25 protein-coding genes and 1 pseudogene are annotated in these 26,879 nt (G+C 72.7%); 7 read left to right on the forward strand and 19 right to left on the reverse strand.

Annotated features, from left to right (window positions below; translation table 11 throughout):
- The gene (locus AC068A_RS30735; RefSeq protein ID WP_478589537.1) at nucleotides 1-495 is read right to left on the reverse strand and encodes a hypothetical protein; all 495 of its coding nucleotides are present in this window, start codon (nucleotides 493-495) and stop codon (nucleotides 1-3) included.
- Between the two features lie 466 nt (nucleotides 496-961).
- On the opposite strand from AC068A_RS30735, the gene AC068A_RS30740 reads away from it, so the two are divergent.
- On the forward strand, nucleotides 962-1,387 hold the full coding sequence (locus AC068A_RS30740) for a subtilase-type protease inhibitor (RefSeq protein WP_478589538.1): 426 nt from the start codon (nucleotides 962-964) through the stop codon (nucleotides 1,385-1,387).
- Nucleotides 1,388-1,534: 147 nt separating this feature from the next.
- Here AC068A_RS30740 and AC068A_RS30745 read toward each other — a convergent pair whose 3' ends face one another.
- Nucleotides 1,535-1,690, reverse strand: coding sequence for a DUF6131 family protein (locus AC068A_RS30745; RefSeq protein WP_478589539.1), 156 nt, complete (start codon nucleotides 1,688-1,690; stop codon nucleotides 1,535-1,537).
- Between the two features lie 131 nt (nucleotides 1,691-1,821).
- Entirely contained in the window at nucleotides 1,822-2,199 is a 378-nt protein-coding gene (locus AC068A_RS30750) for a VOC family protein (RefSeq protein WP_478589540.1), read from the reverse strand.
- A 321-nt stretch (nucleotides 2,200-2,520) separates the two neighbouring features.
- Between AC068A_RS30750 and AC068A_RS30755 the strand changes: the two genes are divergently transcribed.
- On the forward strand, nucleotides 2,521-4,059 hold the full coding sequence (locus AC068A_RS30755) for a hypothetical protein (protein ID WP_478589541.1): 1,539 nt from the start codon (nucleotides 2,521-2,523) through the stop codon (nucleotides 4,057-4,059).
- 69 nt (nucleotides 4,060-4,128) lie between these two features.
- Here AC068A_RS30755 and AC068A_RS30760 read toward each other — a convergent pair whose 3' ends face one another.
- A complete protein-coding gene (locus tag AC068A_RS30760; protein ID WP_478589542.1) occupies nucleotides 4,129-5,013 on the reverse strand; it encodes an alpha/beta fold hydrolase in 885 nt (294 codons plus the stop codon).
- Between the two features lie 184 nt (nucleotides 5,014-5,197).
- Between AC068A_RS30760 and AC068A_RS30765 the strand changes: the two genes are divergently transcribed.
- Together AC068A_RS30765 and AC068A_RS30770 are read left to right on the forward strand one after the other, a co-directional pair.
- The gene (locus AC068A_RS30765; RefSeq protein ID WP_478589543.1) at nucleotides 5,198-5,770 is read left to right on the forward strand and encodes a PadR family transcriptional regulator; all 573 of its coding nucleotides are present in this window, start codon (nucleotides 5,198-5,200) and stop codon (nucleotides 5,768-5,770) included.
- A gap of 108 nt (nucleotides 5,771-5,878) precedes the next feature.
- Nucleotides 5,879-7,609 carry an acyl-CoA dehydrogenase family protein gene (locus AC068A_RS30770; protein WP_478589544.1) on the forward strand — a complete coding sequence of 577 codons (1,731 nt, stop codon included), beginning with the start codon at nucleotides 5,879-5,881 and terminating at the stop codon, nucleotides 7,607-7,609.
- Nucleotides 7,610-7,698: 89 nt separating this feature from the next.
- Here AC068A_RS30770 and bla read toward each other — a convergent pair whose 3' ends face one another.
- From bla to AC068A_RS30800, 6 genes are all read right to left on the reverse strand, one after another.
- Entirely contained in the window at nucleotides 7,699-8,616 is a 918-nt protein-coding gene (bla, locus tag AC068A_RS30775; protein WP_478589545.1) for a class A beta-lactamase, read from the reverse strand.
- 147 nt (nucleotides 8,617-8,763) lie between these two features.
- Nucleotides 8,764-9,306: an EF-hand domain-containing protein gene (locus tag AC068A_RS30780; RefSeq protein ID WP_478589546.1), complete on the reverse strand. Its 543-nt coding sequence runs from the start codon at nucleotides 9,304-9,306 to the stop codon at nucleotides 8,764-8,766.
- A 357-nt stretch (nucleotides 9,307-9,663) separates the two neighbouring features.
- The gene (locus AC068A_RS30785) at nucleotides 9,664-10,290 is read right to left on the reverse strand and encodes an isochorismatase family protein (protein WP_478589547.1); all 627 of its coding nucleotides are present in this window, start codon (nucleotides 10,288-10,290) and stop codon (nucleotides 9,664-9,666) included.
- A 99-nt stretch (nucleotides 10,291-10,389) separates the two neighbouring features.
- Nucleotides 10,390-11,376 carry a GlxA family transcriptional regulator gene (locus AC068A_RS30790; RefSeq protein WP_478589548.1) on the reverse strand — a complete coding sequence of 329 codons (987 nt, stop codon included), beginning with the start codon at nucleotides 11,374-11,376 and terminating at the stop codon, nucleotides 10,390-10,392.
- Between the two features lie 48 nt (nucleotides 11,377-11,424).
- Nucleotides 11,425-13,194, reverse strand: coding sequence for a class I SAM-dependent methyltransferase (locus AC068A_RS30795; RefSeq protein WP_478589549.1), 1,770 nt, complete (start codon nucleotides 13,192-13,194; stop codon nucleotides 11,425-11,427).
- Nucleotides 13,195-13,421: 227 nt separating this feature from the next.
- Nucleotides 13,422-14,183 carry an ArsR/SmtB family transcription factor gene (locus AC068A_RS30800; RefSeq protein ID WP_478589550.1) on the reverse strand — a complete coding sequence of 254 codons (762 nt, stop codon included), beginning with the start codon at nucleotides 14,181-14,183 and terminating at the stop codon, nucleotides 13,422-13,424.
- Nucleotides 14,184-14,212: 29 nt separating this feature from the next.
- Between AC068A_RS30800 and AC068A_RS30805 the strand changes: the two genes are divergently transcribed.
- Complete coding sequence (locus AC068A_RS30805) at nucleotides 14,213-14,842, forward strand: flavin reductase family protein (protein ID WP_478589551.1); 630 nt, start codon at nucleotides 14,213-14,215, stop codon at nucleotides 14,840-14,842.
- Nucleotides 14,843-15,053: 211 nt separating this feature from the next.
- Here the strand turns inward: AC068A_RS30805 and AC068A_RS30810 are convergent, their stop codons facing one another.
- The 7 genes and pseudogenes from AC068A_RS30810 to AC068A_RS30840 form a co-directional block, all read right to left on the reverse strand.
- On the reverse strand, nucleotides 15,054-15,326 hold the full coding sequence (locus AC068A_RS30810; RefSeq protein WP_478589563.1) for a hypothetical protein: 273 nt from the start codon (nucleotides 15,324-15,326) through the stop codon (nucleotides 15,054-15,056).
- A 259-nt stretch (nucleotides 15,327-15,585) separates the two neighbouring features.
- Nucleotides 15,586-15,747: pseudogene (locus AC068A_RS30815) on the reverse strand (NUDIX hydrolase); the annotation flags it as partial.
- On the reverse strand, nucleotides 15,732-16,022 hold the full coding sequence (locus AC068A_RS30820) for a hypothetical protein (RefSeq protein WP_478589552.1): 291 nt from the start codon (nucleotides 16,020-16,022) through the stop codon (nucleotides 15,732-15,734). The pseudogene AC068A_RS30815 and the gene AC068A_RS30820, both read right to left, overlap by 16 nt.
- 66 nt (nucleotides 16,023-16,088) lie before the next feature.
- On the reverse strand, nucleotides 16,089-16,991 hold the full coding sequence (locus tag AC068A_RS30825) for an NUDIX hydrolase (RefSeq protein ID WP_478589553.1): 903 nt from the start codon (nucleotides 16,989-16,991) through the stop codon (nucleotides 16,089-16,091).
- A 187-nt stretch (nucleotides 16,992-17,178) separates the two neighbouring features.
- A complete protein-coding gene (locus AC068A_RS30830; protein ID WP_478589554.1) occupies nucleotides 17,179-17,313 on the reverse strand; it encodes a hypothetical protein in 135 nt (44 codons plus the stop codon).
- Nucleotides 17,314-17,359: 46 nt separating this feature from the next.
- The gene (locus AC068A_RS30835) at nucleotides 17,360-18,421 is read right to left on the reverse strand and encodes a sugar ABC transporter substrate-binding protein (RefSeq protein ID WP_478589562.1); all 1,062 of its coding nucleotides are present in this window, start codon (nucleotides 18,419-18,421) and stop codon (nucleotides 17,360-17,362) included.
- 370 nt (nucleotides 18,422-18,791) lie between these two features.
- On the reverse strand, nucleotides 18,792-18,995 hold the full coding sequence (locus AC068A_RS30840) for a peptidoglycan-binding domain-containing protein (RefSeq protein ID WP_478589555.1): 204 nt from the start codon (nucleotides 18,993-18,995) through the stop codon (nucleotides 18,792-18,794).
- 798 nt (nucleotides 18,996-19,793) lie between these two features.
- On the opposite strand from AC068A_RS30840, the gene AC068A_RS30845 reads away from it, so the two are divergent.
- Complete coding sequence (locus AC068A_RS30845; RefSeq protein ID WP_478589556.1) at nucleotides 19,794-22,178, forward strand: phosphoketolase family protein; 2,385 nt, start codon at nucleotides 19,794-19,796, stop codon at nucleotides 22,176-22,178.
- 8 nt (nucleotides 22,179-22,186) lie between these two features.
- On the opposite strand, the gene AC068A_RS30850 is transcribed toward AC068A_RS30845, so the two are convergent.
- The gene (locus AC068A_RS30850; protein ID WP_478589557.1) at nucleotides 22,187-23,026 is read right to left on the reverse strand and encodes an SDR family oxidoreductase; all 840 of its coding nucleotides are present in this window, start codon (nucleotides 23,024-23,026) and stop codon (nucleotides 22,187-22,189) included.
- A gap of 221 nt (nucleotides 23,027-23,247) precedes the next feature.
- The gene (locus tag AC068A_RS30855; protein ID WP_478589558.1) at nucleotides 23,248-24,012 is read right to left on the reverse strand and encodes a CAP domain-containing protein; all 765 of its coding nucleotides are present in this window, start codon (nucleotides 24,010-24,012) and stop codon (nucleotides 23,248-23,250) included.
- 472 nt (nucleotides 24,013-24,484) lie between these two features.
- On the opposite strand from AC068A_RS30855, the gene AC068A_RS30860 reads away from it, so the two are divergent.
- Complete coding sequence (locus AC068A_RS30860) at nucleotides 24,485-26,674, forward strand: tetratricopeptide repeat protein (protein WP_478589559.1); 2,190 nt, start codon at nucleotides 24,485-24,487, stop codon at nucleotides 26,672-26,674.
- The last annotated feature ends 205 nt before the right edge of the window (nucleotides 26,675-26,879 follow it).

A 26,879-nucleotide genomic window follows, 5' to 3' on the forward strand; every position in this document is an offset into this window, starting at 1 on the left:
TCAGTAGACCAGCTTGTAGCTCACGTCGTGCGGCACCGGCTCCGGCGCGGCCTCGGGGTAGACCAGGCGGATCACGGTGAAGCGGTGCGTGCCCGGATGCTCGGGCCACGGCTGCGGGCGGCTCAGGGTGACCTGCACCGGGTACGCCCGGAACCGGCCGGCCGCGCAGTACGGGCGGCAGTCGTTGACCATGTCGGTGCCGGTGGCCGTCGCGGTGGTCGGGCCCCAGGTGTGCCAGCGCAGTTCGACGAGGCGGTTGTTGCCGTCGCCGCAGGCGAGCAGGTACTCCTCGGGGCGCACCTGCGGCTCCTCGAAGCAGTCGACCACCACGAGCGGCGCCGGTGCGGGGGCAGGGGCGGCCCCGGGCCCGGGTCCGGCTGCGCGGGCGGTCGGTACGGATGCGACGGCGAGTGCGGCTGCCGCGCACAGGAGTGCCGCGGTCCGCGCCCGGGCGGCGATGGTGCCGGTGCGTCGACGGGTGCCCGCTGTGTCCACGAGACCCTCCTTGCCCTTGCCTTGCCCTTGCGTTCCGCCGGGGCGACGGCTGTGCCACGGCCACCGCCAGCTTCCCCCATCGGGGCCCGGCCCGCACCCGCAGGCCGGGCGGGGGCCCTGCGTACGCCCCTTTCGCCCTTCGGGTCGCCTTCACGGGCCCCGGACCGCACCGATCCGGTCAAGCTGGATGGCCGTTCGATGAACCGCGAGCGGCCGACAGCAGGTCAGGAGCCTCAAGACAGCACGTCGGCACCCCCGTCACGGCGCGTTGACGGACCGCTACGCAGGGGTCGCACCCCGTGTGAGCTGGCCGAACGTCCGGTCGGTATCCGATATCCGAACGCCGTGTCCGTAAATCGGCCGTGCATATGCGGCCCGCCTTCGTGTCGGGCAGACTCGGCCACGCCGAAACGCGATATCGCAAGAAAGTATCGCGCTCAACCTTTGAATCGAAAGTTGGTCCGTCGTGCGTTACCGCTTCGCTGCCGTCTCCGCCGCTGCCCTCCTCTGCGTGGCCGGCGCCACGGGTATGGCGGAGGCCAAGCCCGCAAGCCTGTACGCCCCGTCCGCCATGGTCTTCGCCGTCGCCAAGGGGGACGACGCCGCCACCGCCACCTTCCTGCGTGCCTCCACCCTCAGCTGCGCGCCCGGCGCCCAGGGGACGCACCCCGACCCCAAGGCCGCCTGTGCGGCCCTGAAGTCCACCGACGGCAACCTCGACCGCCTGCTGTCCGCCCCGAACCCGGACCGCGCGTGTCCGATGCACTACGACCCCGTCACCATCACCGTCGACGGGGTGTGGGAGGGCAGCCGCGTCGCCTGGAAGCGCACCTTCTCCAACAGCTGCGCCATGAACGCGACCCTGAACGGCAGCCAGGTCTTCGTCTTCTGACCCGATTTCGCACCCGGCCCGACCGCCACGGGCCGGACCGCGTCGCGCTCCCCTCGCGCCGCGCCTGCCTCCGCCCCCGCGCTCCCCGGTGCACGTCACCGGGCACGTCACCGGGGAGCCGGACCGGATCGCTCATGCGGACCCGCCTCACCAGTAGTGTCTGCGGCCCGCCACAGCGTGCCCGGCCGCACCGAGTATCCACAGCACCACGCCGACAAGGACGAGGATCAGGCCGATCGTCCACAGGATCGAGATCCCGGTCGCCCAGCCGATGATCAGCAGAATCACTCCGAGGACAATCACGACAACCTCCCGGCCCCCCTGGATAAGGACTCCCTGCGTCTACCACCGTTGGGCCGCGGCATGCCTGCGGGCTGACGGAATTCCGTTCCACCCGCCGCCGACGGGCGGGGGAGCAGGCGGGAGGAGGGGCTTCAGCGCTCCTTGAGCACCGAGAGGATGTTGCCCGCGGGGTCCTTGAACCAGGCGATCGAGGGGCCGCCTTCGGCCTCGCGGAGGATGCCCTTCTCGTCCTGGTCGAATTCCTCGTACCGCTCGAAGACCACGCCCCGCGCCGCCAGGCCGTCGACCGCCTCGTCGATGTCCTGCACGGGGAAGTTCAGCACGGTGAACGTGGCGGGCTCGTGCTTGTCCTTCGGGTACAGCAGGACGTCGTTGCCGCCGGCCAGGTGGAGCAGCAGCATCCCGCTGTCCTCCGAGACCCGCAGCCCGAGCGTCGAGCCGTAGAAATCCTTGACGTCCTCGATCCGCCGTACCGAGAAGCCGCTGAATGCCCTGCTGTCCGCAAGCATGGCGCGTCCCTTCTTTCGGGGTTCGACTTCGGCCACAGAGGTGCGGCCCTCCTCGTCCATCGTCCCTCCGGAGCGGGGCGTGCGCACGGCCTCTCCGCCGGCCGCCCGGACCGTTCGCGTGGGGGGCGGAACGATCCGTTCGTCCGGAGGAGTTCCCCGCGGCCGGCCGAGTTCCTCAAGGAGGCCGCGGCCAACCCCCGCTCCCTCGGGCACCGGCACCCGGCGCTACCCGACCCGGCGATTTCGGCGGAGCCCGGACACGGCCCGGCCGGCGGGACACAATGGGGGAGGCCGGTTGGGGAAGGGCTGGGGAGGGTGCTGATGGGCCGGGCTCTGCGTATCGCGATACCCGCCGTACTGGTGTTGCTCGTGGTGCTCGCACCGCTGTACGCCCCGTACCTCAGCACGATCTTGGTATGGGAGCTGCGGAAGGCGTTCGCCGCGCTGGCGCCGCCCGCGGCGGCGGTCGCCGGGCTCGCCGCGCTGCCGTGGCTGGTCGGCCGGCTGCGCCGGAACGGCGGCGCGCCGGCGGGCGACGGGGTGAAGACCCTCGGGTGCCTGGGCGCCGTCGTGGGGGTGGCCATCGGGGTGGCCTGGCTGGTCTACGGGTCGTACCTCCAGGACCGCGCCTACATGGCCGGAACCCGGATCGCGGCCGATCCGGTGCCCGACCTCGCGGCCCGGTCCCCGTACCTGGTCGGCAAGGCGCAGGCCGCACCGCACCTGGGCGATGTCACCGGTGAGATAGCCGACATCACCTACCTGCCCGACGCGGACAGGTTCGCCACCCTGGTCGAGCGGCGCGGCTGGCTGACCGGGTACGAGGTCGGCCTGGTCCAGGAGGTTCCGCTGGGCGGCGGCGGCCGCTCCCGGCAGCGCTGCGCGTTCGACGTGGGCGTGGCGGACGCGCGGATCGGCGGCTGGTTCGGCCACAATCTGGGCCGGAAGATATCTTCCCGGGATCGGTGGGTGCGCTTCGAGGCCTCCGACGCCTACGTGACGTGCTCGGGGGAGACCCCCGTCGTGGTCGTCCCCCTCAAACGGCAGACCGGGATCCTGGTGGTGACGGAACGTCCCGCCGGAGTCGCGCTCTACAACGGGCGCACCGGAAGGCTGACCCTCACCACCGACACGGCCGAAGTGCCCGGCCCCTCCTATCCGACGAGCCTGGCGGCCCGACAGCGGGAGTCGACCGCCGCGGTCGGCAGCTTCGCCGACTGGTGGTTCGAGCGCAGCGGCTGGGACGCCTCCGAGGACGGCGCCAACGAGGGCAACGAGTCGGAGTTCACCCTGCGGTACCGCGACGGGTCGGGGCGCAGCGCGTACGTCGCCCCGCTCACGCCGCAGGGCGAGGCGAGCTCCGTCGTGGCCGTTTCGACGGTGCCGACCCGGCACCGGGGCGGCGGACTGGCTCCGCTGACCGTCCACCGGCTCGACCCCACCTGGCCCTCGCCCAAGGCGATCGTCGCCCTCGTCAAGGCCGAGTACCGGGACGTCTGCTGCTACAACGACGACCAGGTGTTCGAGGTCGTGCCCACCGGCGGCACCACCTGGACCGCCACCATCGGCAGCGAACAGAACATCCGCTACCGGGTGGAGGGCAGGGGGCAGGTCGGCGGCCGCGAGGTGTCCTGCCTGAAGGCCGCCGACGGCGCGCTCATCCGCTGCGCGTACGCGGCCCCCGGCTCGCCGGAGGAGCAGGAGCTCAAAAGCCGCGAGGACGCCAAACCGAAGGAACGGGCACCGGGCGCCCCGCCGGACGTCGGCGACCTGACCGCCTACACCCCCGAGCAACTGGCCGAACTCAACCGCCGCGTGAACGAGGAGGTCAACCGCCGCCTCAAGAACGGCAATCCGTAGTGGGCAGTCGGTCGTCGGCAGCCGGTCGGCAGCCGGTCGGCAGTCGGCAGGTGGTCGGGCGGTCGGTCGTCAGCCGCCGTCCAGTACGTCGCGCAGGGCCCCGGCGAAGGCCTCCGGGTCCCCGTGCTGGCCGTACTCGCCGCCGAGGAAGCCCCCGTGGTGGCTGGGGAACAGCGTCAGCCCGATGCCCAAGCCGTCGGCGACGCCTGCCGCGGCCCGCGCGGGGAACTGGCCCTCCGACTCCTTGCCCGCCGCGAGGACGATCCGCGTGCCAGCGGCGCGCAGCGCCGGGAAGTCCGGCCGGTACGAGGTGCAGCCGCGCATGTTCTGCCCCAGCAGCGGGTCCCGGCGCGAGCCGTCGTCCTCGGCCGGCAGCCCGAAGTCGGCCGGGTTCGGGGCGGGCTCGTCCCGCCAGTTCTCCGGGAAGGGGCCCGTCCGCATGACCGCCGCGAGGAACTTGGCCATCGCCGACCCCATCCCGTCCCGCAGGTACGTCGTGTGGATGTCCTCGCACACCGCGAGCGCCGCCTCCCGGTCCGGCAGGACCTGCGCCGTCGGCGGCTCGTGCGCGACGAGGGTCCGCACCAGCTCCGGATGGCGCGCGACCAGGGCCAGCCCGTTGACCGCTCCGCCGCTGCTGGCGAACACGTCGACCGGGGCCGGACCGGCGGCCTCGATGACCCGCCGCAGGTCCTCGGCGTGCTCCTCGGGCAGCGTCTCCGCCGCGCCGTCGGTGCGGAGGCTCCGGCCGGCGCCCCGCGGGTCGTACGTGATCACGGTCCGGTCAGTGAAGTGCGACGCAAGCGTGCCGAACCCGGCGGCGTCCATCGGCGAGCCGAGGAGGAACAGGGCCGGCGGCCGGCCGGCCCGCCCGGCTCCGCCGTCCGCGCCGCGCACGTCGTACGTGACCGTGGCGCCGGTCGATTCCAGGATGCGGGTCACGATCTCGGTCATGGTGGGCTCCTCCAGGTGAGTGCTGTCAGGAAGGCAGACCGCTCCGGCCGGCCGAACTCATCGCTCTCCGGCACAGATTTTTGCGTTGGGGCGGACCCGTCCCGGTTCCGCGCTTCGGGTGAGCCGCGTCTCACCCTGCCCCGCCCGCTTGTCTATGCAACGAGTTGCATAGCAGGATCACCGTATGGCGCTCGACCACGCGATCCTCGTCTCCCTGCTGGAGAAGCCGGGCTCCGGCTATGAGCTGGCCCGCCGGTTCGACCGGTCCATCGGCTACTTCTGGACCGCCACCCACCAGCAGATCTACCGCGTCCTCAAGCGCATGGAGGCCGACGGCATGCTCGCCGTCCGCGAGGTCCCGCAGCAGGGCCGGCCGGACAAGAAGGTGTACTCCGTCGCTGGCCCCGGCCGCGCCGCCCTCTCCCGGTGGCTGCACGACCCGATCGAACCCGAGAGCCTCCGCCACGAACTCGCCGTGAAGATCCGCGGCGCCGCCTTCGACGACCCCGCCGCGCTGATCGGCGAGGTCGAACGGCACCGCCGGGCGCACAGCGACCGCCTCGCCCACTACCTCGCCGGCGAGCTGCGCGACTTCACCGGACCCGATGCCCCCGCACCGCTCGACCCCGGCCGGGAACTCCAGCACGTCGTGCTGCGCGGCGGCATCGCCTACGAGCGGATGACCGTCGCCTGGCTCGACGACGTCCTCGCCACCCTCCGCCGGCTCGGCGCGGCACCGCCGGCCCCGACCGGCTGAACCCCACCGCCCGCCCCGCGACGTACCCGCCACCGCGCGGTTGCGTACCCGCGCAGCCGCCCTCCCGCGCAACCCTTCGACTCCCAACCCCTCGGAAGGCGAACCTCCATGACCGATCCGCTGCTGTTCAACCCGCACACGTACGACCCGGCGCACTTCGACCCCGAGACCCGCAGGCTGCTGCGCGCCACCGTCGACTGGTTCGAGGAGCGGGGCAAGCGCAAGCTGATCGAGGACTACCGCTCCCGCGCCTGGCTGGCGGACTTCATCGCGTTCGCCGCGAAGGAGGGCCTGTTCGCCACCTTCCTCACCCCGGCTTCCGCGGCCGGCGAGGGCGAGGGCGACAAGCGCTGGGACACCGCCCGCATCGCCGCCCTCAACGAGATATTCGGCTTCTACGGCCTGGACTACTGGTACGCCTGGCAGGTGACCATCCTCGGCCTCGGCCCGGTCTGGCAGAGCGACAACGCCGCCGTGCGGGCCCGCGCCGCGGAACTCCTCTCCCAGGGCGAGGTGTTCGCCTTCGGCCTCTCCGAGAAGGCCCACGGCGCCGACATCTACTCCACCGACATGCTGCTGGAGCCGTCCACCGACGCAGCCGGCGGCTTCCGGGCCACCGGCTCCAAGTACTACATCGGCAACGGCAACGCCGCCGGCCTGGTCTCCGTCTTCGGCCGCCGCACGGACGTCGAGGGCCCGGACGGCTACGTGTTCTTCGCCGCCGACAGCCGCCACCCGAACTACCACCTCGTGAAGAACGTCGTCGACTCCTCCAAGTACGTCAGCGAGTTCCGCCTCGAGGACTACCCGGTGGCCGCCGAGGACGTCCTGCACACCGGCCGCGCCGCCTTCGACGCCGCCCTCAACACCGTCAACGTCGGCAAGTTCAACCTGTGCACCGCCACGATCGGCATCTGCGAACACGCGATGTACGAGGCGGTCACCCATGCCCACAACCGCATCCTCTACGGGCGCCCCGTCACCGCCTTCCCGCACGTGCGCCGCGAGCTGGCCGACGCCTACGTCCGCCTGGTCGGCATGAAGCTGTTCAGCGACCGCGCCGTCGACTACTTCCGCTCGGCCGGCCCCGACGACCGGCGCTACCTGCTCTTCAACCCGATGACGAAGATGAAGGTGACCACGGAGGGCGAGAAGGTCATCGACCTCATGTGGGACGTCATCGCCGCCAAGGGCTTCGAGAAGGACAACTACTTCGCCCAGGCGGCCGTCGAGATCCGCGGCCTGCCCAAGCTGGAGGGCACGGTCCACGTCAACCTCGCGCTGATCCTCAAGTTCATGCGCAACCACCTGCTGGAGCCGGTCGAGTACCCGGCCGTCCCGACCCGCCTCGACGCGGCCGACGACGACTTCCTGTTCCGGCAGGGCCCGGCCCGCGGCCTCGGCTCCGTACGCTTCCACGACTGGCGGCCCGCCTTCGACGCGTACGCCGAGGTGCCGAACGCGGCCCGGTTCCGCGAGCAGGCGGACGCCCTGTGCGAGTTCGTCGCCACCATGGCCCCGGACGAGCAGCAGAGCCGCGACCTCGACTTCCTGCTCTCCGTCGGCCAGCTCTTCGCGCTGGTCGTGCACGCCCAGCTGATCCTGGAGCAGGCCCGCCTGACCGGCCTGGACCAGGACGTCCTCGACGAGCTGTTCTCCGTCCTCGTCCGCGACTTCTCCGGGCACGCCGTCGAGCTGTACGGCAAGGACTCGGCCACGGCGGACCAGCAGGCCTGGGCGCTGGGCGCGGTGCGCCGCCCCGTCGTCGACGAGGCGCGCTCGGCCCGCGTCTGGGCCCGCGTCGAAGCCCTGTCCGGGGCCTACGAGATGGCCCCGTAACACATACGGGAAGCGGGCGGCCTCCACACGCGATGCCGGTGGAGGCCGCCCGCCGCTGCCGTGGCGGCCGCCTCAGGCCACTGTCTCCGTCAGACCAGCGTCTCCGTCAGCAGGGCCGCCGTCTTGACGATCAGGGCGTTGTCCCGCGGTGCGGTCGCCTCCGGCTTGGTGGTGAGGATGGACAGCACCACCGGCGGCCGTCCCGGCGGCCAGGCGATGCCCACGTCGTTGTTGGTCCCGTACGAGCCGGCGCCGGTCTTGTCCCCGAGGGCCCACTCCGCGGGCACGCCCTTGCGCATCCGCTCGCTGCTCGTGGTGTTGGCCAGCAGCCAGCGGTTCAGCTGCTCCCGGTGCCGCGGGGACAGCGCGTCGCCGAGTGCGAGCCGCGTGTACGTCATCCCGATCGCGCGGGGGCTGGTGGTGTCGGTCACCCGCGAGGGCTCGGCCGAGTTCAGCGCGGGCTCCCACCGGTCGAGCCGGGTCGTGCGGTCTCCGATGGAACGGCAGAAGCGGGTGACCGCGGTGGGGCCGCCCAGCTCGCGCAGCAGGAGGTTGCCGGCCGCGTTGTCGCTCTGGGCGATGGCGGCGGAGCACAACTCGGCCACCGTCAGGCCGCTCGCGATGTTCTTCTCGTCCTGCGTGATCTCACCGCCGCCGGCGTCGATGACGTCCTGCCGCGTGTAGTGGATGCGCTTGGCGAGGTAGGTGCCGTCGTGGTCGAGGTCCCGCATCACGGCCGCCGCGGCGACCGTCTTGAACAGCGAGCACATCGGGAAGAGCTCGTCGGCGCGGTGCAGGACGGTCCTGCCGGTGGCGGTGTCCCTGGCGTACACCCCCAGCCGGACCCCGTGTTCGCGCTCCAGCCCGCGCAGCTGCGCCACGACGCCCCCGGCGCGGTGCGACGAGGCGGCACGGGCGGTGCCCGCCGGCAGTGCCACCGCCAGCACCGCCCCCGCCCCGGCGGTCAGCAGTGCGCGACGGGACGGTATGGCTCCCGGTGTCTTCACGTCAGCCTCTCCTCTGTCTTGCTCGTGGTGGTCGGTCACGTGACAGGAAAGACGCCCATCAAGATCGTTTCGGTTCCGGTTCATCTGCGCCGGGGCCGGGCCGGGGTCCGTGCCGGCATGCGCGCCTTGCCTCCGCCCGCGTCAGGCCTACCCCCGCCCCGGCCCGTACAGGAGTGCCTCCAGCCCGTGCGCGGCCGCCGCGCCGGTGAAGTCCGGCCAGCTGATCGCGCCGTCGCCGTCCGAGTCGATGAGTTCGAACGCGGCGGTCGCCTCCCGTACGGGCACCCCCTTGAGTTCCCGCCACACCGTGAAGTCGTGGAGGCCCATCAGCCCGTCCGCGTCCCGGTCGGCCACGGTGAACTGCGCGTGCAGGACCGCCATCACCTCCGGCGAGCCCGAGGGCGCGCGCGAGGCCGCCTCCGAGGCCGGCAGGGAGTCGAACCACTCCCGGTACTCCTGCCGGTCGATCCTCCCGTCGCGATCGCGGTCGACCAGCTCGGCCTGCCGCTCCCACAGCGCCTGGTTCGCCTCGATCAGGGCGCGCCCCTTCGGCGAGCTCGGCCCCATGCCGTACGACTGCAGCAGCTGCTCGGCGCTGGCCCGGTAGTCCGCCGCGGTCAGCACCCCGTCCCCGTTCGTGTCCAACCGGTCGAAAATCTCGTCGGCCACCGCCGCCCTCTTGACGCTCATGCCGGGAGCGTAGGCGGCAGCTCCTCGCGGGCCTCCCGATTGACGCGCTCGGGGGCGTGTCCCGGCAGGGGGAACCTCTGGGGTGAGCTCGGGCCGCGGACGCCGGCCCGGGACGAGGCGGACGTCTCCCGGCCGCGTACGTGCACGCCCATCCGGACGATCTGGCCCTGGCCGGGCGCCTCGATGGCTTCGTCGGGCGTTCAGGAGTCCGGGTTCAGGAGGCGTCTTGCCGCAGAGCGTCCCGCTCACCGAGCCGGCAGCGCACCACCGCTCGTCGCGCCGCCCGCCCCCGCTCACCGCACCTTCCTGTCTCGCGGCACGTCCCGCCAAGACGGTCGGTGTCCGAGGCAGAAAGGTTCACGAGACCCCGACCGGATCGGTGAGGTCGTCGACGGTCGGGGCCACGGTGCCGAAGAGGTCGGCGATGGTGGTCAGGGCGGCTGCCTGGAGGGTGGCGGCGGGCAGGACCGTACCGTCGGGGGCGGGCAGCGGCCGGGTGGCGGTGGCCTCGGCGACCACGGTGGGACGGTAGCCGAGGGTGAAGGCGCCCTGGGCGGTGGCCGCGACGCACATGTGGGTCATGAAACCGGCCAGCACCAGGTCCCTGCCCGCGCCCAGCTCGCGCAGGGTCTGCTCCAGGCCGGTGTCGTGGAAGGCGTTGGGGAGCTGCTTCACGACGACGGGTTCGCCGTCGACGGGCGCGACCTCCGCACTGATGGCGCCGATCTCGGCGCGGATGTCGTACGGGGTGCCCTCGCCGCCGTCGTTGACGACGTGGATGACCGGTGCTCCCGCGGCGCGGGCGGCAGCCAGCAGGCGCGCCCCGGCGGCGAGGGCCGGGGCGGCGCCCTCGAGGGCCATCACGCCGCTGCGGTAGGTGTTCTGGAAGTCGATCAGGACCAGGGTGGCGTTGGCGAGCCGGGGCAGCCCGTTGTCGAGGCCGATCACGTCACGCAGGCGGGTCGAAGCGGTCGCGGCGGTCATGGCAGGTTCTCCTTGGGTGAGGGCAGGGCAGAACAGGGGAAGACGGCGGGCTCGGGCACGGCAAGGCCGGCCGGGGTCCGCTCGCGAACAGGGGAGGCGTCAGCCGGTGGTGGTACGGAAGCGGCGGCGGTAGGCCGCCGGGGTGGTGCCGATCTGCTTGCGCAGCGCCCGGTGCAGGGTTTCCACCGAGCCCAGTCCGCAGGCGGCCGCGACCCGGTCCAGGGGCTGGTCGGTGCTCTCCAGCAGGCGGCGGGCCGCCTCCACCCGGGCGGCTTCGACGTAGACGCCCGGCGTGGTGCCGGTCTCCTGGCGGAAGACCCGGGCGAAGTGGCGTTCGCTCAGCCGCATCCGCTCCGCGAGGGCCGCCGTGGAGAGGTCTCCGTCCAGGTGGTCGGAGATGAACATCCGCAGCTCGTCGATGTCCCGGCGGGAAGTGGCGGGCCGGCTCAGCGGGACCGAGAACTGGCTCTGGCCGCCCTGCCGTTTGAGGTACATGACCAGCTGGCGCGCGACCGCCAGGGCCACCTCCTCGCCCAGGTCCTCGGCCACCATCGCCAGGGCGAGGTCCATGCAGGCGCTGATCCCGGCGCCGGTCCACACGTTCCCGCACCGTACGAAGATGGGGTCCGGGTCGACGGCCACCGCCGGGTGGTCGGCCGCCAGCTGCGCGGCCGTCGACCAGTGGGTGGTGGCCGTCTTGCCGTCCAGCAGCCCGGCCTCGGCCAGCAGGTGTGCGCCCACGCACACCGACGCCACCCGCCGGGCCAGCGGCGCGGTCGTCTTGATCCAGGCCACCACGTCCGGGTCGGTCCGGGCGACCGGCCCGTCGGGGTGGAGGTCCACGGCGCCGGGCACCAGCAGTGTGTCCAATACGCCGTCCACCTCGGCGAACGTGAGGTCCGTGACGAGCCGTACGCCCGCCGACGTGGCGACCGCGCCGGAGGCCGGGCCCGCCAACTGCACACGGTAGCCCGCCCGGCCGCCGGTCTCCCGGTTGGCCAGCGCGAACACCTCGGCCGGGCCGGTGACATCGAGGAGGTCGACATCGGGGAAGACCGCGATGACGACGCGACGGGTCGTGGACATGCACCCATCGTCAGGCCCGTCGCCCGCGGCCGCAATGACGGTGTTCCGTCACATCCGGACACGAGCCGGGCCGAGGGGGCCGAGGGGGACCTCCAGCCGGGGCCGTACGTCCACAGCCGCCGTGACGTGCTCGTCCGGCACGGAACCGACCGGCTTCCCCAACCGGGTCAGGAGCGGGCCCACGGCCGGCGGTGCCACGCGGTGCGTGTGGACGCGGTCGGGTGACCGGTCAGCCGGCCGTGCGCGTCCCGCGAGCAGGCTGGGCAGGGGCGTGACGGCTGCGCTCACCGGACGGCCTCCTCGCCTCCGCCGCGGGCGGGAAGCCACCGGCACACGATCCGGCAGCGCGGCTTGTCCACGACGTGCCCCGCAGGCAGCCGGTCGTCCGGGGGTTCCGGCCGGATACACGGCCAGGGTCAGGAGCGGGGCCAGGATCGGGGTCAGGGCCGGGGTGGTCGGGTCAGTACCTTGCTCGCGGAGCTCCCGGTCCCAGGCCAGGACGGCGGCCGCCATGGCGTCCGCGGCCGACTTGCCGTCCGGGCCGACGGCCTGCACCCCGAACTCCCAACGGGCCGCGCCCGTCGACTCGTCGTCGTGCTCGGTACGGCGCTGCACCAGGCAGGCCAACGATCCGCCCGTGACCACCGCCGCGGCTTCGTGCCCGTCCGGCAGCCGGAGGGCCCCCGGCCGCCTGCCGTCGCCGGTCAGCCGGCAGAACCCGGTCAGGGTGGTGGCCAGCCACAGCTCCAGAGCCTCCCGCGACTCGCCGCCGCGTACGGTCACACCGGTCCACTGCTCGACGGATCCCCCGTCGGATTCCCTGCCGGATTCCCTGCCCGCAACGGCCCGCTCAAGTCCGTCGAGCGGCCGGGGCGGAGTGTCCTCCCAGCGGATCCCGTACCCCGTCTCCCCGATCGGCACGGGCCCGCACGGGCTGACGGCGCCGGAGTACAGCACCCCGCGGCGCTTGGTGAACCCGATCACCCGGGTACAGCCGCCGAGGCGGAGCGGGAGCACGAGCCGGCCGCCCTCGGCGAGCCGGTCGCGCCAGGCCGTCGGTACGTCGTCGGCTGCGGCGGTGACCAGGACGGCGTCGAACCCGCCCGCGGGCAGCAGATGCGCCCGGACCCCGTGCGTGCCGCCGTCGAGGGCGGGCCGTACGCGGTCGGCGTACCCGGTCTCCGCCACGAAGCGGACGGTCCGCGCGTGGACGTACGGATCGGTCTGCACGGACACCACGGACCCGCTCTCACCGACCAGTTCGGCGATCAGGCCGGCGCTGTAGCCGTCGCCCCCGATCTCCAGCACCCGTTGGCCCGGACGCAGATCGGCGCGCCGGAGCATGACGGCCTGCACCTCGGGCTGGGACAGCGGGCGCGTCCAGGGGCGGGGTCCGGCCGATCCGCCCGATCCACCGGATCCGCCCGATCCGCCCGGCTTACCGGCGACTGCGGCGGCGACGGCCTCGTTGGCGTAGGCGAGGTCCAGCGGCTGCTCGGGGAGGAAGGCGTGCCGGGGTACACGGGCGAACGCCTCCCGCAGCTCCGGGGTGTCCGCCCAGCCCTCCTCCACGAGGCCCTCCACGAGCCGGGCACGAAGGAGCACCGCGGCGGGCGGCTCCCCGAACCGCAGGACCAGCGGCTGCCTGAGGTGACTGACATCGCTGACGTGTCGGCCTACGATGACGTGTCCATGCAGCGGATCATGACCGCGCTGCGGCACGACGTTCGAGTGGCGCGGGACCGGGTTCGAGCCGGACAGGATCTCCTGGCGCGCTTCCGAGCCTGCAAGGTCCCGGTCGGAGATCCGGATCATCATCTGGCGAACCTCCTGGACATCTTCGAGCGCACAGGAGACCTTCCTCGCGCGCCAGGGGGCTGGGTCGCGCCATCGGCACGGAAGGTGAGCGGAATCGCCGAGATCGCTGGGCGGCTGTGCCAGAGCGACCACGAACCATGGCGAACTGCACTGTCGCGGTGACGATCCGCACGGCGAACGCGCGGCGTCCCTGCTGCCGTGCCTCGACGGGCGGGCGGGTGCGGGCTTCAGTCAGCCGTGAGGGCCGCGTCCGTCATCCGCAGGTGCAGGCGGAGTGCGCTGCGGCCGTCGTCGGTCAGCTTCAAGACCCGCGTGTCGCGCGCGTGGACCAGCCAGGACTGCTCGACCGCGTGCCGGAAGACCGCGGCCCCGACACCGCCCGCCAAGTGAAGCCGTTGCTCGGTCCAGTCGATACACGTCCGCACATGTGGGCGGGGCGACGATGCGGTGGGTTCGTCGACGATGCCGAGATATCTCATCCAGCGGGCTCCCGCGGCGGTGAGCGTCGGCCCGTAGTCCCAGGCCAGAAACCCTTCGGCGGTCATCGCGTCCGTGATCGCGACGGCCAGCGAGCCGGCCAGGTGGTCGAAACAGATACGGGCGAAGGCCAGATCCCGGTGACGGCGGGCCGCGGTGAGGGAACGCACCGGCACCGGATGCTGAGGGGCCCGTGCGGCGAGTGCTTCGATCATCTCGGCGATGCCCGGATCGGCGAGCCGGACATAGCGGTTGCGGCCCTTGCGTTCCTCGGCCAGCAGGCCGCCAGCCACCAGCTTGTTGAGGTGGCTCGTCGCGGTGGACGGCGCGACGCCCGCGAGGCCCGCCAGTTCGGTCGCCGTCCAGGCCCGGCCGTCCAGCAGGGCGAGACAGAACGCAGCGCGCGTCCGGTCGGCCAGGAGGGCTGCCAGAGCGGCGAGATCCGGCTCTTCGGCGTACACGTCGGTGCTGGTCACAGGTCCATTGTCGGCAACCGTCACTTCGATGCCCATCGAAAGGTCGCGCGCCTAGCGTCTTCTGCATGACGACTGACACGCATCGAGTGATCCGCCCGAGCATCCTCTACTTCGGAACCCCGGTGGTCCTGCTTACCACCGAGAACGAGGACGGCACCTTCAACCTCGCCCCCATCTCCTCCGCCTGGGCCCTGGGACAGAACGTCGTCCTCGGCCTGGGCAGCGAGAACCAGACGCTGCGGAACCTGGCCGAGCGGTCGGACGTGGTGATCAACCTCGCCTTCCCCGAGCTGTGGGAGCAGGTCGAGCGCCTCGCGCCGCTCACCGGCGCCAACCCCGTCCCTGAGAGCAAGCGGGCGGTCTACCGCTACGAGCCCGACAAGTTCGCCGCCGCCGGACTCACCCCGCACCCCTCCGATCTCGTACGGCCGCCCCGCGTCGCCGAGTCCCCACTCCAGCTCGAGGCCAGGGCCGTCGCACTGAACCCGGGCGGCCAGGGCCGCTTCTTCGCCGTCGAGTGCGAGGTGCTCCGGGTCCACGCCCACGAACGCATCGTCGTCCCCGGCACGCACCACGTCGACCCCGAGATGTGGAGCCCGCTCATCTACAACTTCCGCCACTACCACGGCCTCGCTCCCGAGGTGGGCCACGGCTTCCGCTCGGAGACGGCCAAGGTCCCCGCGCGTACCGCGTGATCTGCCCAAGCCGGGAGTGAGCCCTCGCGGCAGCCGCCCCGGTGGCGACGGTCGAGAAGCAGTTCGGCAGGAGGTTTGTGAGCACCCAGTGAGCCGGCATTGCTGCGTGGGGCGATCCACGCACGGCTGCTGGTCGCTCTTTGGCTGGCCAAGAATCACCTGTGGCGGCCCAACTTTGACCCGACAACTTTGATCCCGACAACGCACTTGCCTAGTGAATCGGCTGGAGATCCCCGTGCGTGAGCACCAGCCCGAGGGGCGCGAGAGCGGCGGCGTGGAGTTCCTCGTCCGCGGCGACGAGCTGCGGCGCCCTGCCGCCGAGCGCGGGAACCCACTGCCGGTACGCGGCCACCTCCCGCTGGTGGAAACGGGGCCCCGCGTGCCGCTTGAGGTACCAGGTCCCGCCGCCGGCGCTGGTGAGTCGCCAGACCTTGTTCCCCTGCCGGGCCCAGGAGACGTCCTCGGCCCCGGCGATACGCCCCACCGCGCGCTCCGCGAAGGCCAACAGCGCCCGCGACGGGCCGGCCACGGGGGAGGGCCCGGTCCCGGTCAGGAGGCGGGTCCGGGTCGAGTGCTGCCCGTCCTCCCGGTGGGGGGACGGGCTCGCCGGGCTGCTGGAAGTGGACGGCGCCGGGATGGCCGCCGCAGTACGCGTCCAAGCCGGCCCGGCAATACGCCACCATCGGCTCCGGCAGCGCATCGAGGGGGTACCAGCTCATGGCGTCGCAGACGGCGGGCTCCATGGCCCGCGGCTCGCCGGCGAAGCGCCGGACCTCGAAGAACACGCCGATCCTGGCCCGGCCGCGGGGGCTGCGGTGGTGGACCGTGGTCGCCAGCGCCACGTCCACGCGGTCGATGACGATGCCGGTCTCCTCCGCGGCCTCACGGATCACCCCTTCCACCATGTCGTCGTGGGCCCGTCCAGGTGTCCCGACGGCAGGTGCCACAGACCGGACGCGTACACCGGTCCGGCGCGCCGGGACAGCAGGACCTCCGGGCCCTTTTCGCCGTCGCGGCGCAGGATCAGGTGGACGTCGACGGGCAGCGCGTAGCGCTCGCGGCGGGGCGGGGCGCTTCCGGCGTGCGGGGCGCTTCCGGCGTGCGGGGCGCTTCCGGTGTGCGGATCGGACGGCTGCCGCTGCTCGGGCTGCTCGGGCGGCACGGGCGGCACGGGCGGCACGGGCTTCGACGATCGCGGCGGGGCGGAGGCAGCGGAAGCGTCACCGGGCAGACTCACCATGACGCCTCAGCCCCAACCGAGTTCGCTGTACGGGCGTCCGGCGCGGATCCCCTCGATCGCGGTCCGGGCGTACGGGACGATCGGGTCCGGGAGCGCGTCGGCCGGCCACCAGCCCCAGGACACACAGCGGTCCGGCTCGCGCACCTCGGGCTCTCCCCGCCAGCGGCGGGCGCGGAAGACGAGCTGAATCCGCGGCTGCCCGCCCGGGTGGTCCACCACGTGCACGACATGGGCCAGTTCGGTGTCCGCCGGGTCGATCACGAGACCGGCCTCCTCCTCCGCTTCCCTGACCAGACAACTCACCGCGGATTCCTGTTCGCAGTGCCCGGCGAGGAAGTGGTGCGCGGCGCCCCCGTACGCGGCGTCGGGGTGCCGCAGCCCCAGCAGCACCGCGCCCGCCCGCTCCAGGTAGAGGTGGACACCGATGAGGTGCGGCCGCGCCCGCCCTCCGCCGCCGCTTCCGCCCCGGACCCGTACCGGTGGCCGCGGCTCGGCGCTCCGGTGGAGGTCGATGGCCTCCTGCGTCCAGGGGCACATGGCCGGATACGGGATCCGCTCGGGCTCGAAGTGCCGGAAGACGACCCCGTCGGTGAGGGGGAGGGCGTCGGCGTTGCCGTCCCAGTGCCCGAGGTAGACCTGGACACGGCCACTGGCCCCGTCGGGGCCGCGGGCGTCGACCACCGCGAACGGCTCCAGGGGCAGCACCAGGCCGGTCCCCTCCAGCAGCTCGCGCTCCACTGCTTCCCGGCAGCTTTCGCCCGCCTCGCGGTTCCCGCCGGGGAGGGACCAGGTGCCGGGATCGCAGATGGGCTGCTTGTTCGCGTCACGGAGGCGGAGCAGGTACCTGCCGCGCGAATCGACCAGCAGGGCAGCGGTTCCGTGCGGTTCGCCGGAGGCAGCAGGGCGCACGCTCGGGTCTCCTTCCAACGGGGGGCGGGGAGGGCGACGAACATGCTGCCCAGTCGTCCCGCGGACAAGCCCCCGGAAGGGCTTCGACCGCGCCGGAACCCCTGCGGTTGTCCGAATCCGGCGGCGTGACCGGGGCGGACCGCGCTGAAACTCACCCGAACGGGGCGGCTCACCCGAACGGGGCGGCTCACCCGAACGGGGCGGCCTGCGCGAAGTCCGCCCGGTTCATCCGGTGCCGGGCGCCGGCCGCCGGCCGCCGCGAGGCGGACATCAGCCGTGCCGGCCGCCGGGCCGGTTCGCCGAAGTCCACCGCGCCGGGCACGCACCCCTGCCCGAGCGCGGAGGCTCCGGAGCCTCCGGGGCTCCGCCTACTGCTTCAGGCCGATCTCCTCGCAGGCGGCCTTGTACTTGTCCGTGCAGATTTCGGCGATCGTGTAGACGCCGTCCTCGACCACGGTGGTCCTGACGTTGTCCTTGGTGAGCGCGATACCCGGGACGAGCACCGACGGCACGCCCTTGGTGGTGGGGCTGTCCACCTTCTGGTTGATGATCCCGTCGATGCGCTCGCCCTTGGCGAGGGCGACGGCCATCTCCGCGGCGGCCGCGGCCTCGGGGGCGTACCGCTTGTAGACGGTCATGTGCTGGTCGCCCGCGACGACCCGCTGCACACCGGCCAGCTCGGCGTCCTGGCCGGTGACCGGGGGAAGGTTGGTGACCCCGGCGGCCTTGAGGGCGGTGATGATGCCGCCCGCCATTCCGTCGTTGGCCGAGTAGACGCCGACGATCCTGGTCTTGCCGAGCGCCGTGAGAGCCGCAGCCATGTTCGTGTTGGCGTTCTCCGGCTTCCACTCGACGGTGTCGTACTCCCTGCCGACGGTCACCTTGCCGTCGAGGACGGAATGCGCCCCGGACTTGAACTGCTTGGCGTTCGGGTCGGTGACCGAACCGTTCATCATGACGATCTGGCCGTCCCTGGCCTTGTCGCCCAGCGCCTCCAGCAGCGCCTTGCCCTGGATCCGGCCGACGTCCTCGTTGTCGAAGGAGGTGTAGGCGTCGATCGGGCCCTCGGCGAGGCGGTCGTAGGCGACGACCGGGATGCCGGCCTCCTTGGCCTTCTTGACCGCGCCGGCGATGGCCTTGGAATCCACCGCGTCGATGATCAGGACGTCCACCTTATTGGTGATCATGATGTCGACCTGAGAACTCTGGACGGCCGCGTCCTGCTTGGCATTGGCGTAGACCACTTCGCCCTTGCCGCGCGTGAACTTGGCGACTTCCTTCTCGATGAGCGGCTTGTCGAACTTCTCGTAACGCGCGGTCTGGTTCTCCGGCAGCAGCAGGCCGACCTTGATCTCGTCGCCCTTGGCGGAGCCGCCCGGTCTTCCGTCGCCGTCCTCCGCACTGCCGCAGGCGGTGAGCGAGACGGCCATCGCGGAAGCGGCGACGGCAACGGCGGCACGGCCCAGATGCGTGTTCACGATGTAAACCTCCATGACAGGGCCGTGTCCTTGCGGCCGAGGTAGAGGCAGTCAACTGGGCTTTCCAGCCATCGTCAAGAAGTGAATTATTAACGAGATGACAACGTTGCCATCCCCAACGGATCCGTGCAATTCAGCCGCTTTCCTGCGTTTCATCGACCGGGTTTTTCGACGCAGCTTCAACTTGTGAATGGCGGAAGGTGCTTTGTCGTGGGCGGTGGGCGGAGGGCGGGGAAGCCGTCGGGCATCGGAAAACGAGACTGCCCGGGCCGAGGCACGACACGGTGCTCGGTCCGGGCGGTCGGTGCAGGCCGGCGGCGGTCTACCCCGGGTAGGGGTCGTAGCAGTCCGGAACGGGGTCGTAGAGGACGGCCCAGGTCTTGGGGCCGACGATGCCGTCCTTGGCGAGGCCGTGACAGCCCTGGATCCACTTGATCTTGGTTTGGGTGCGGCTGCCGAAGATGCCGTCGACGGTCAGCTTGGGGACTCCGCCCCAGATGTTCGACAGGCACTGCGCCTGTTTCACCGCCGCTCCCGTGCTGCCTTGCTGGAGGGTCGGCCGATAGGACGACGAAGTGTACGAGCATCCTCCGGGCGCCGCACTCGCCGACGGCGCGGTGACACCCAGTACTCCGACCGCGAGCGCGGCAACGCTGAGGACGGAGGCGATCCGGCGTTTCAAAAGTGGCTCCTCTCGGTGGGCCCCAGCCCCGACGGCTGTCGCTCTGGGCGGGGCAGACCGGGACTGTAGGGAGGGGGTCGTTTCCTGTCGAGACCGCCGGGGCGAACTTCGGCCAACGCCGGACCCGGTGCCCGGGAGGCGCGTAGTCCCATTGTTGGCCGTGGGCGTCCTCTCCGCAGGGGCGCACCTGCCGGGGTGTCCGGGCATCACCCGGGTGCGCTATGATCGATCCCGAGCTCGCCGCCGCAAGAAGCGGTGGTGGGACTGGCGTTGGTGGTCCAAGGAAAGGCACCCCACTTCCTGTGGGGGGATGCAGGTGCAAGGCCTGCCCAGCGCTCGATCAAGGCCCCGGCCTCCTCAAGGAGGCCGGGGCCTTCTGCATGTCCGCGGCCGCCTGCCGCTGCCGCTGGCGCTCCTGCCGCCGCGTCCGCGAGGCCAGGGGATCCGACGCAGGGCCGTGTGGGTCCACTCCGCCCCGTGGTGTGGCCCGAACGGCCCTGTCGGGCATCCCGCCGGCCGCCGAGGGTGGTAGTCGGTGCACCCAGGGCGGAAGAACCGCCGCCGCTTCGCCCGCCGCCCGCCACCGCCGACCGCCACGCCATGCCGTCACCGCCTCCGCCCCGACACCCGAAAGGAGTCGTGATGTCCGTCGACACGCAACCGGAGAGCGCCGGGCTCACCGAGGAGGAGCTCACCACGCTGAACGCCCACTGGCGCGCGGCGAACTACCTCGCCGTCGGGCAGATCTACCTCATGGCCAACCCCCTCCTGACCGAGCCGCTGCGCCCCGAGCACGTCAAACCGCGCCTGCTCGGCCATTGGGGCACCTCGCCCGGACTCAACCTGGTCCACACCCACCTCAACCGCGTCATCAAGGCCCGCGACCTGAACGCCCTGTGCGTCTGGGGCCCCGGCCACGGCGGTCCGGCCGTCCTGGCCAACTCCTGGCTGGAGGGCTCGTACACGGAGGTCTATCCGGACGTCACGCAGGACGCGGCCGGGATGGCCCGGCTCTTCCGGCAGTTCTCCTTCCCCGGCGGTGTGCCGAGCCACGTCGCCCCGGAGACCCCGGGCTCCATCCACGAGGGCGGTGAGCTCGGCTACGCGCTCTCCCACGCGTACGGCGCCGCCCTCGACAACCCGGACCTGCTGGTCGCCTGCGTGATCGGCGACGGAGAGGCGGAGACCGGGCCGCTCGCCGCCGCCTGGCACTCCAACAAGTTCCTCGACCCGGTCCACGACGGCGCCGTCCTGCCGATCCTGCACCTCAACGGCTACAAGATCGCCAACCCGACGGTGCTGTCCCGGCTGCCCGGCACCGAACTCGACGCCCTCATGCACGGCTACGGCCACGACCCGATCCACGTGTCCGGCGACGACCCGGCCGCCGTACACCGCGCGATGGCGCACGCCGTGGACACGGCCCTGGACCGGATCGCCGCCGCGCAGCAGGCCGCCCGCGCCGGAGGCAGCACCGACCGGCCCCGCTGGCCCGTGATCGTGCTGCGCACCCCGAAGGGCTGGACCGGCCCCGCCGAGGTGGACGGCCTGCCCGTGGAGGGCACCTGGCGTGCCCACCAGGTCCCGCTGTCAGCCGTACGGGACAACCCGGAGCACCTGCGGCAGCTGGAGGAGTGGATGCGCTCCTACCGGCCCGAGGAGCTGTTCGACGAGTACGGGGCCCCGCTCCCCGAGGTGCTGGCCGGGATCCCGCAGGGCACGCGCCGGCTCGGTGCGACCCGGCACGCCAACGGCGGACTCCTGCTGCGCGAGCTGCCCCTGCCGCCGCTGGAACGCCACGCCGTGGACGTCGACAAACCCGGCGCGACCCGGCACGAACCCACACGGGTCCTCGGGGACATGCTCCAGGACGTGATGCGGGCCACCTCCGACCGGCGCGACTTCCGCCTCGTCGGTCCCGACGAGACCGCCTCCAACCGCCTCGAGGCCGTCTACGCGGCCAGCGGCAAGGCCTGGCAGGCCGAGATCCTCGACGTGGACGAGCACCTGGAACGGCACGGCCGGGTGATGGAGATCCTGTCCGAGCACACCTGCCAGGGCTGGCTGGAGGGCTACCTCCTCACCGGCCGGCACGGACTGTTCTCCTGCTACGAGGCCTTCGTCCACATCGTCGACTCGATGGTCAACCAGCACATCAAATGGCTGCGCACCACCCGCCGCCTGCCGTGGCGCGCCCCGATCGCCTCGCTCAACTACCTGCTCACCTCACACGTGTGGCGGCAGGACCACAACGGCTTCTCCCACCAGGACCCCGGCTTCGTCGACCACGTCCTCAACAAGAGCCCCGAAGCGGTCCGCGTGTACCTGCCGCCGGACGCCAACACCCTGCTGTGCGTGGCCGACCACGTGCTGCGCAGCCGCGACTACGTCAACGTGGTCGTCGCCGGCAAGCAGCCCTGCTTCGACTGGCTGTCGATGGACCAGGCGAAGGTCCACTGCGCGCGAGGCGCCGGCATCTGGGCGTGGGCCGGCACCGAGGACGGCACCCGGGAGCCGGACGTGGTCCTCGCCTGCGCCGGAGACGTCCCCACCCAGGAGGTCATGGCCGCCGCCCAACTGCTGCGCAGCCACCTGCCGGACCTGGCCGTGCGGGTGGTCAACGTCGTGGACATCGCCCGTCTCCTGCCCGCCGGGGATCACCCGCACGGCATGGGCGACGCCGAGTACGACGGACTGTTCACCACCCACCGGCCGGTGATCTTCGCCTACCACGGCTACCCGTGGCTCGTCCACCGGCTGGCGTACCGCCGCACCGGCCACCGCAACCTGCACGTGCGCGGCTACCAGGAGATCGGTACGACGACCACCCCGTTCGACATGGTGGTCCGCAACGAACTGGACCGCTACCGCCTGGTCATGGACGTCATCGACCGCGTCCCCGGACTCTCGGTCCGATCCGCGGCCGTACGCCAGCGCATGGAGGAGACCCGGCAGCGCCACCACGACTGGATCCGCGAGCACGGTACGGACCTGCCCGAGGTCGCCGACTGGTCCTGGGACGGCTGAGGCCGGGGTCAGCGGAAGGCGGCCGCGTTCTCCGCCGCCCACCGGTGGAACGGCCTCGCCGGAGAGCCCGTGATCTGCGCAACGGTGTCGCGGACCCTCAGCAGCTCCTCGTTGACGTCCCCGCCCGTCACATCGAGGACGGCGTCCGCGACCTCGTCCCCCAGGAACGCGGCCATGTCACGGCGGGCCTCCTCCCGGCTGATGCCGGCCACGGGCACCTCCCGCCCCAGCGCCACTGCGATGGCGGCCACCTGCTGCCGCGCCGTCACCCGCTCCGGGCCGGTCAGGGCATACGTCCGGCCCCGGTGGCGGGCCCCGGCCAGCGCTGCCCGCGCCACCGAAGCGATGTCACCGGGGTGGATCGTGGGCAGTCCGATGTCCGCGTACGGCAGCCGGACCGGTCGGCGTCCGCGGATCGCCGCCGCCCACCACAGGGCGTTCGAGGCGAACTGCGTGGGACGGAGGACCGTCCACGCCATCCCGCTGTCCTTGAGCAGCTGCTCGGTGGCGAGGTGCTGTGCGGCTGGGCCGAGGTGCGGATGGGTCTGGACGGTGATGGACGACACCAGCACCACGTGCTCCACACCGGCCTGCCGGGCGGCGTCGAGGACCTCGGCGTCCGCACCCGAGCCCATGCCCGGTATCAGGAACAGCGAGCGCACACCCTCCAGCGCGGGCTTCAACGAGGCCGCATCGGCCAGGTCGCCCCGCACCGGCTCGACACCCTCGGGGAACGAAGCCCCCGCCGTATCACGCGTGAGCCCTCTGAGCGGCCCGGCACCGCCGGCGCGCAGTTCCTGCACCAGAGCACGGCCGATGTTCCCGGTGGCTCCCGTCACGAGAATCACGAGCTTCCCCTCCCGCCGTCAGATGATCAACGGAGCAAACGCTAGGAGCTCAACCGCACTTCAGGTCAAAGGGCGCAGCCGCCCGCCCGGTACGCCCTCCGAGTCGCAGCAGGTTCGTGCTGTGTGGCCGTGTGTCGCTGCCGCCGCGTATACGCGTGTGGGGCGGCCGGAATCCGGTCGCCCCACACGCGTGTTGTGCGCTGCATTTCAGTGGCGGTATGTCAGCGGGCCGCGCCGAAATCCTGCGTCCAGTAATGGTTCGGCTGTGCGTAGCCGATGCCGATCTCCTTGAAGGAGCAATCGAGAATGTTCCGCTTGTGGCCGGGGCTGTTCATCCAGCCCTCCATCACCGCTGCGGGAGTGCTGTAGCCGTACGCGACGTTCTCGCCGTACGTGCTCCAGGTGTACCCGGCGCGGGTGATGCGCCGGCCCGGGTCGGAGCCGTCGGAGCCCGTGTGGGACATGTTGGCGTGCGCGGCCATGTCCTGGCTGTGGCTCTGGGCGGCGGCGGTCAGCTTCGCGTTGATGGTGAGCGCCGGGCAACCGACGGCAGCGCGCTCCCGGTTGACGAGCGCGAGGATCTCGGCCGCGACGCCGGAGGCCGGGGCCGCGGTCGTCTTCGGCGTGGTCGGCGCCGGGACCTGCGGCTTTACGCTGGCGACCGGCTTCCTCGTCGGCTGCTGCTGCGCGGGCCGGGGTGCCTGCACGACCGGCTTCGCGGGGGCCTCCGGGCTGCTCTCGGCGGCCGTGGGGCTGCTGCTCTGGGTCGGGAGGGCCACAGGTGCCTCGGCGGCGGGGGAGCTCGCAGCGAAGGCGGGGGCGCCCTGCCAGGGGCGCATCTCGTGCCTGTAGGCGGCCTGCGTACGGCCGGCGTCCTGCCCGCCCAGGCAGGCCATGGCGGCCGTGGGTACACCCACGATTCCCAGGGCCCCGACGGCGATCGCTATTTTCCTGTAGTGCTTTTTCTTCTTCCGGTGCTTCTGCATGCGTGACCTCATTCGGTGATCGCGAAGCTTCCGGCACCCGAACTGCAAGGCGCCGGAGGAGCCGCCATTCTTAAAAGCCCGGCAACGGCCTGGCAAGTTATTGCTACTAATGCACATAGGAGATCCGGAACGGGGCTTGAATCGAGCCGCGGATCATGCATGGCCGCGGTACCGCAACTCCGGGAAGGGCCTGATGGGCGGCCAGAAGCGGTCGGGAGCAGGCAAAACGCCGGATTGGGCGAGAGTGCTGTGGATTCCGTTTCCACCGGAGAGGGGAATGTCGATTCCAAAACGGACAAATCTCGAAATGTCGGCGGGTGGATGTGGGGCTGTAGATTCCGTTTTCGGCCCGGGCGCCGTGACGTATGTCACGGATTCCGGTGCCGGCCGGCCACGGCCCCGCCGACCGGGGTACCGAACGGGCAAACAGGGCGAGAATGGGGGTCCACCACGGGATGGGCTGGGGGGCGGCATGCCGGTGTTGCTCGTACGGAGGAACGGCCGCGCAGGCGGCTGGCCCGCCTACCTCGGGGCGGTGGGCCTCGGGGCGGCGGCGCTGGCCCTGGCCTCGGTGTGGACCAGCGGGGCCTGGGCCACCGGCATCGGCGCCGCCGTGACCACCCTGTCCGGCCTGGCCGCCGAACGGCTCCGGCCGCACCAGGGCCCGGCCACGGTCGGGACCGTGATGGCCGGTGCCGCGACGGCAGCCGGGGCGGACGACCTGCTGCGCACCCCGGCCGGCCGGATCCCCTCGCTGCGCCAGGTGGACCGCCCCGAACTGGCCGGAGCCCACCCCGCGGACGGGCACCGCGCCGACGGGAGCCGGACCCCGGCCGCGTCCCCCGCCTACATCCGCCGCGACGCGGAACCGCAACTGCGCGAGGCCCTCCGCCGGGCGGGGTTCGTCCTGCTCGTGGGGGAGTCCACGGCCGGCAAGTCCCGGCTGGCGCACGAGGTGGCCCGCTCGCTCTTCCCCCGGCACGCCTTCGTCCGCCCGCTCGGCCGGGCGGCGCTGCCGTCGGCGTTGCGGACGGCCGCGCGCCGGCGGCGATCCGTCCTGTGGCTGGACGACCTGGAGGACTTCCTCGGCGCCGGGGGCCTGACCACCGCCATGCTGGCCGGGCTCTCCGCCGCCCCGCCGGGCCGGCGCGTGGTGCTGGCCACCATGCGCACCGAGGAGTACCGCCGCTTCGACGCCCGCGAGGAGAGCCGGCTCACCGGCTCCGACCGGGATGCCTGGCGCACCCAGCGGGACGTACTGCAGCGGGCTGAGGTGGTCCGGCTCGCCCGGCACTGGTCGCCGGAGGAGCGCCGGCGGGCCGCGGCCCACCGGCAGGACCCGCGGATCGGCGCGGCGTTACGGGCGGGGGAGCGCTTCGGGGTCGCCGAAGTCCTGGCGGCCGGGCCGGAGTTGCTCGCCGCCTGGCAGAACGCGTGGGCGCCCGGCGCCAATCCGCGCGGTGCGGCGGTGGTGGCCGCCGCCGTGGACTGCCGGCGGGCCGGGCTGCGCCGACCGGTGAGCCGGGAATGGCTGCGCGAGCTGCACGTGCCCTACCTGGCCGCGCGCGGCGGCGGCGACCTGCAACCGGAGCCCTTCGCCGAGGCGATGAACTGGGCCTGCGCGGCCGCGTACGCCACCAGCGGACTGCTGATCGGCAACTACACCCAGGGGTACGCGGCCTTCGACTACCTGCTGGGCACACCGGGCCTGGCCCCGGTCCCCGACCACCTGTGGCGTGCCCTGGCCACCTGGGTCACGCCGGCCGAGGCGTACGACATGGGGCTGCTGGCCCACCAGGAAGGGCGCCCGCGCCGGGCCGCCGAGGCGCTGTCCCGGGCCCGGCGGGGCGGGGTGTCCGGCGCCGACTTCCTGCTCGCCATCACCGTGGGGGACGCGGGGCGGCCACGCCGGGCGGCCGCGGAGCTCGCCGGGATCACCCGGCGGCGGGAGAGCCGGCTCGGGCCCCGCCACCCGGACACCCTGGCCGCCCGCCACCAGCAGGCCTTCTTCACCGGCGAGGCCGGCAACGCGCGTGCCGCGGCCGCCCTGTTCGCGGCCCTGGCCGCCGACACGGCGGCCGTCCTCGGCCCCGGCCACCCCGACACCCTCGCCGCCCGCCACCAACTCGCCTACTTCACCGGGCAGTCAGGCGACACCGTCGAGGCCGCCCGGCAGCTGGGCCGCCTCCTCGCCGACCGGCTGCCCGTCCAGGGCCCGGAACACCCCCAGGTGCTGGCCACCCGGCGCAGCCTCATCTGGTACAGCGCGGCCGAACCCGCCCGGACCGAGCAGCGGTTGGCCGAGCTGCTGGCCGACGCCGAGCGCTGCCTCGGCCCCGACGACCCGCACACCCTCGCCGTCCGCAGCAGCCGCGCCGCCCTCGCCGCCCGGGCCGGGCGGACCGCCGAGGCCGTGGCGGCCTGGGAGTCGCTGGCGGCCGACCGCACCCGGGTCATGGGCCCCGACCACCCCCACACCATCTACGCCCGGGTGGAGTGGGCCCGCGCCCTGAACGCCGCGGGCCGGCCCGACGAGGCCCGTGCCCTGCTGGTCCGGACCCTCGGCGAGGCGGAGCCGCTGCTGGAGGCCGACCACCGGAACCTCCGCCTCGCCCGCGATCTGCTGGCCGGCCTCACCGCAGCCGGTCCAGGGCGCGGGTAGGGCGCGGCAGGCTCGGCAGCGCACAGGCAGCGCGCCCTCCTCGGGTGCGGTGCGGCAGCGACCGGCCGGCGTCCCCGGGCTCCCGCCCGAGGACGAGGCCGGCGGACGGCAGCGGGGGGGGGGGGGGGGGGGGGGGGGGGGGGGGGGGGGGGGGGGGGGGGGGGGGGGGGGGGGGGGGGGGGGGGGGGGGGGGGGGGGGGGGGGG

It is taken from the genome of Streptomyces sp. NPDC043854 (assembly GCF_056436005.1).

Bases quoted from the DNA above. Each gene is read 5' to 3' on its own strand.
- AC068A_RS30750 (WP_478589540.1), bottom strand. From the start codon at position 2,199: ATGCTTGCGGACAGCAGGGCATTCAGCGGCTTCTCGGTACGGCGGATC.
- AC068A_RS30755 (WP_478589541.1), top strand. From the start codon at position 2,521: ATGGGCCGGGCTCTGCGTATCGCGATACCCGCCGTACTGGTGTTGCTC.
- AC068A_RS30760 (WP_478589542.1), bottom strand. From the start codon at position 5,013: ATGACCGAGATCGTGACCCGCATCCTGGAATCGACCGGCGCCACGGTC.
- AC068A_RS30765 (WP_478589543.1), top strand. From the start codon at position 5,198: ATGGCGCTCGACCACGCGATCCTCGTCTCCCTGCTGGAGAAGCCGGGC.
- AC068A_RS30770 (WP_478589544.1), top strand. From the start codon at position 5,879: ATGACCGATCCGCTGCTGTTCAACCCGCACACGTACGACCCGGCGCAC.
- AC068A_RS30780 (WP_478589546.1), bottom strand. From the start codon at position 9,306: ATGAGCGTCAAGAGGGCGGCGGTGGCCGACGAGATTTTCGACCGGTTG.
- AC068A_RS30785 (WP_478589547.1), bottom strand. From the start codon at position 10,290: ATGACCGCCGCGACCGCTTCGACCCGCCTGCGTGACGTGATCGGCCTC.
- AC068A_RS30790 (WP_478589548.1), bottom strand. From the start codon at position 11,376: ATGTCCACGACCCGTCGCGTCGTCATCGCGGTCTTCCCCGATGTCGAC.
- AC068A_RS30795 (WP_478589549.1), bottom strand. From the start codon at position 13,194: ATGATGATCCGGATCTCCGACCGGGACCTTGCAGGCTCGGAAGCGCGC.
- AC068A_RS30800 (WP_478589550.1), bottom strand. From the start codon at position 14,183: ATGGGCATCGAAGTGACGGTTGCCGACAATGGACCTGTGACCAGCACC.
- AC068A_RS30805 (WP_478589551.1), top strand. From the start codon at position 14,213: ATGACGACTGACACGCATCGAGTGATCCGCCCGAGCATCCTCTACTTC.
- AC068A_RS30835 (WP_478589562.1), bottom strand. From the start codon at position 18,421: ATGGCCGTCTCGCTCACCGCCTGCGGCAGTGCGGAGGACGGCGACGGA.
- AC068A_RS30845 (WP_478589556.1), top strand. From the start codon at position 19,794: ATGTCCGTCGACACGCAACCGGAGAGCGCCGGGCTCACCGAGGAGGAG.
- AC068A_RS30855 (WP_478589558.1), bottom strand. From the start codon at position 24,012: ATGCAGAAGCACCGGAAGAAGAAAAAGCACTACAGGAAAATAGCGATC.
- AC068A_RS30860 (WP_478589559.1), top strand. From the start codon at position 24,485: ATGCCGGTGTTGCTCGTACGGAGGAACGGCCGCGCAGGCGGCTGGCCC.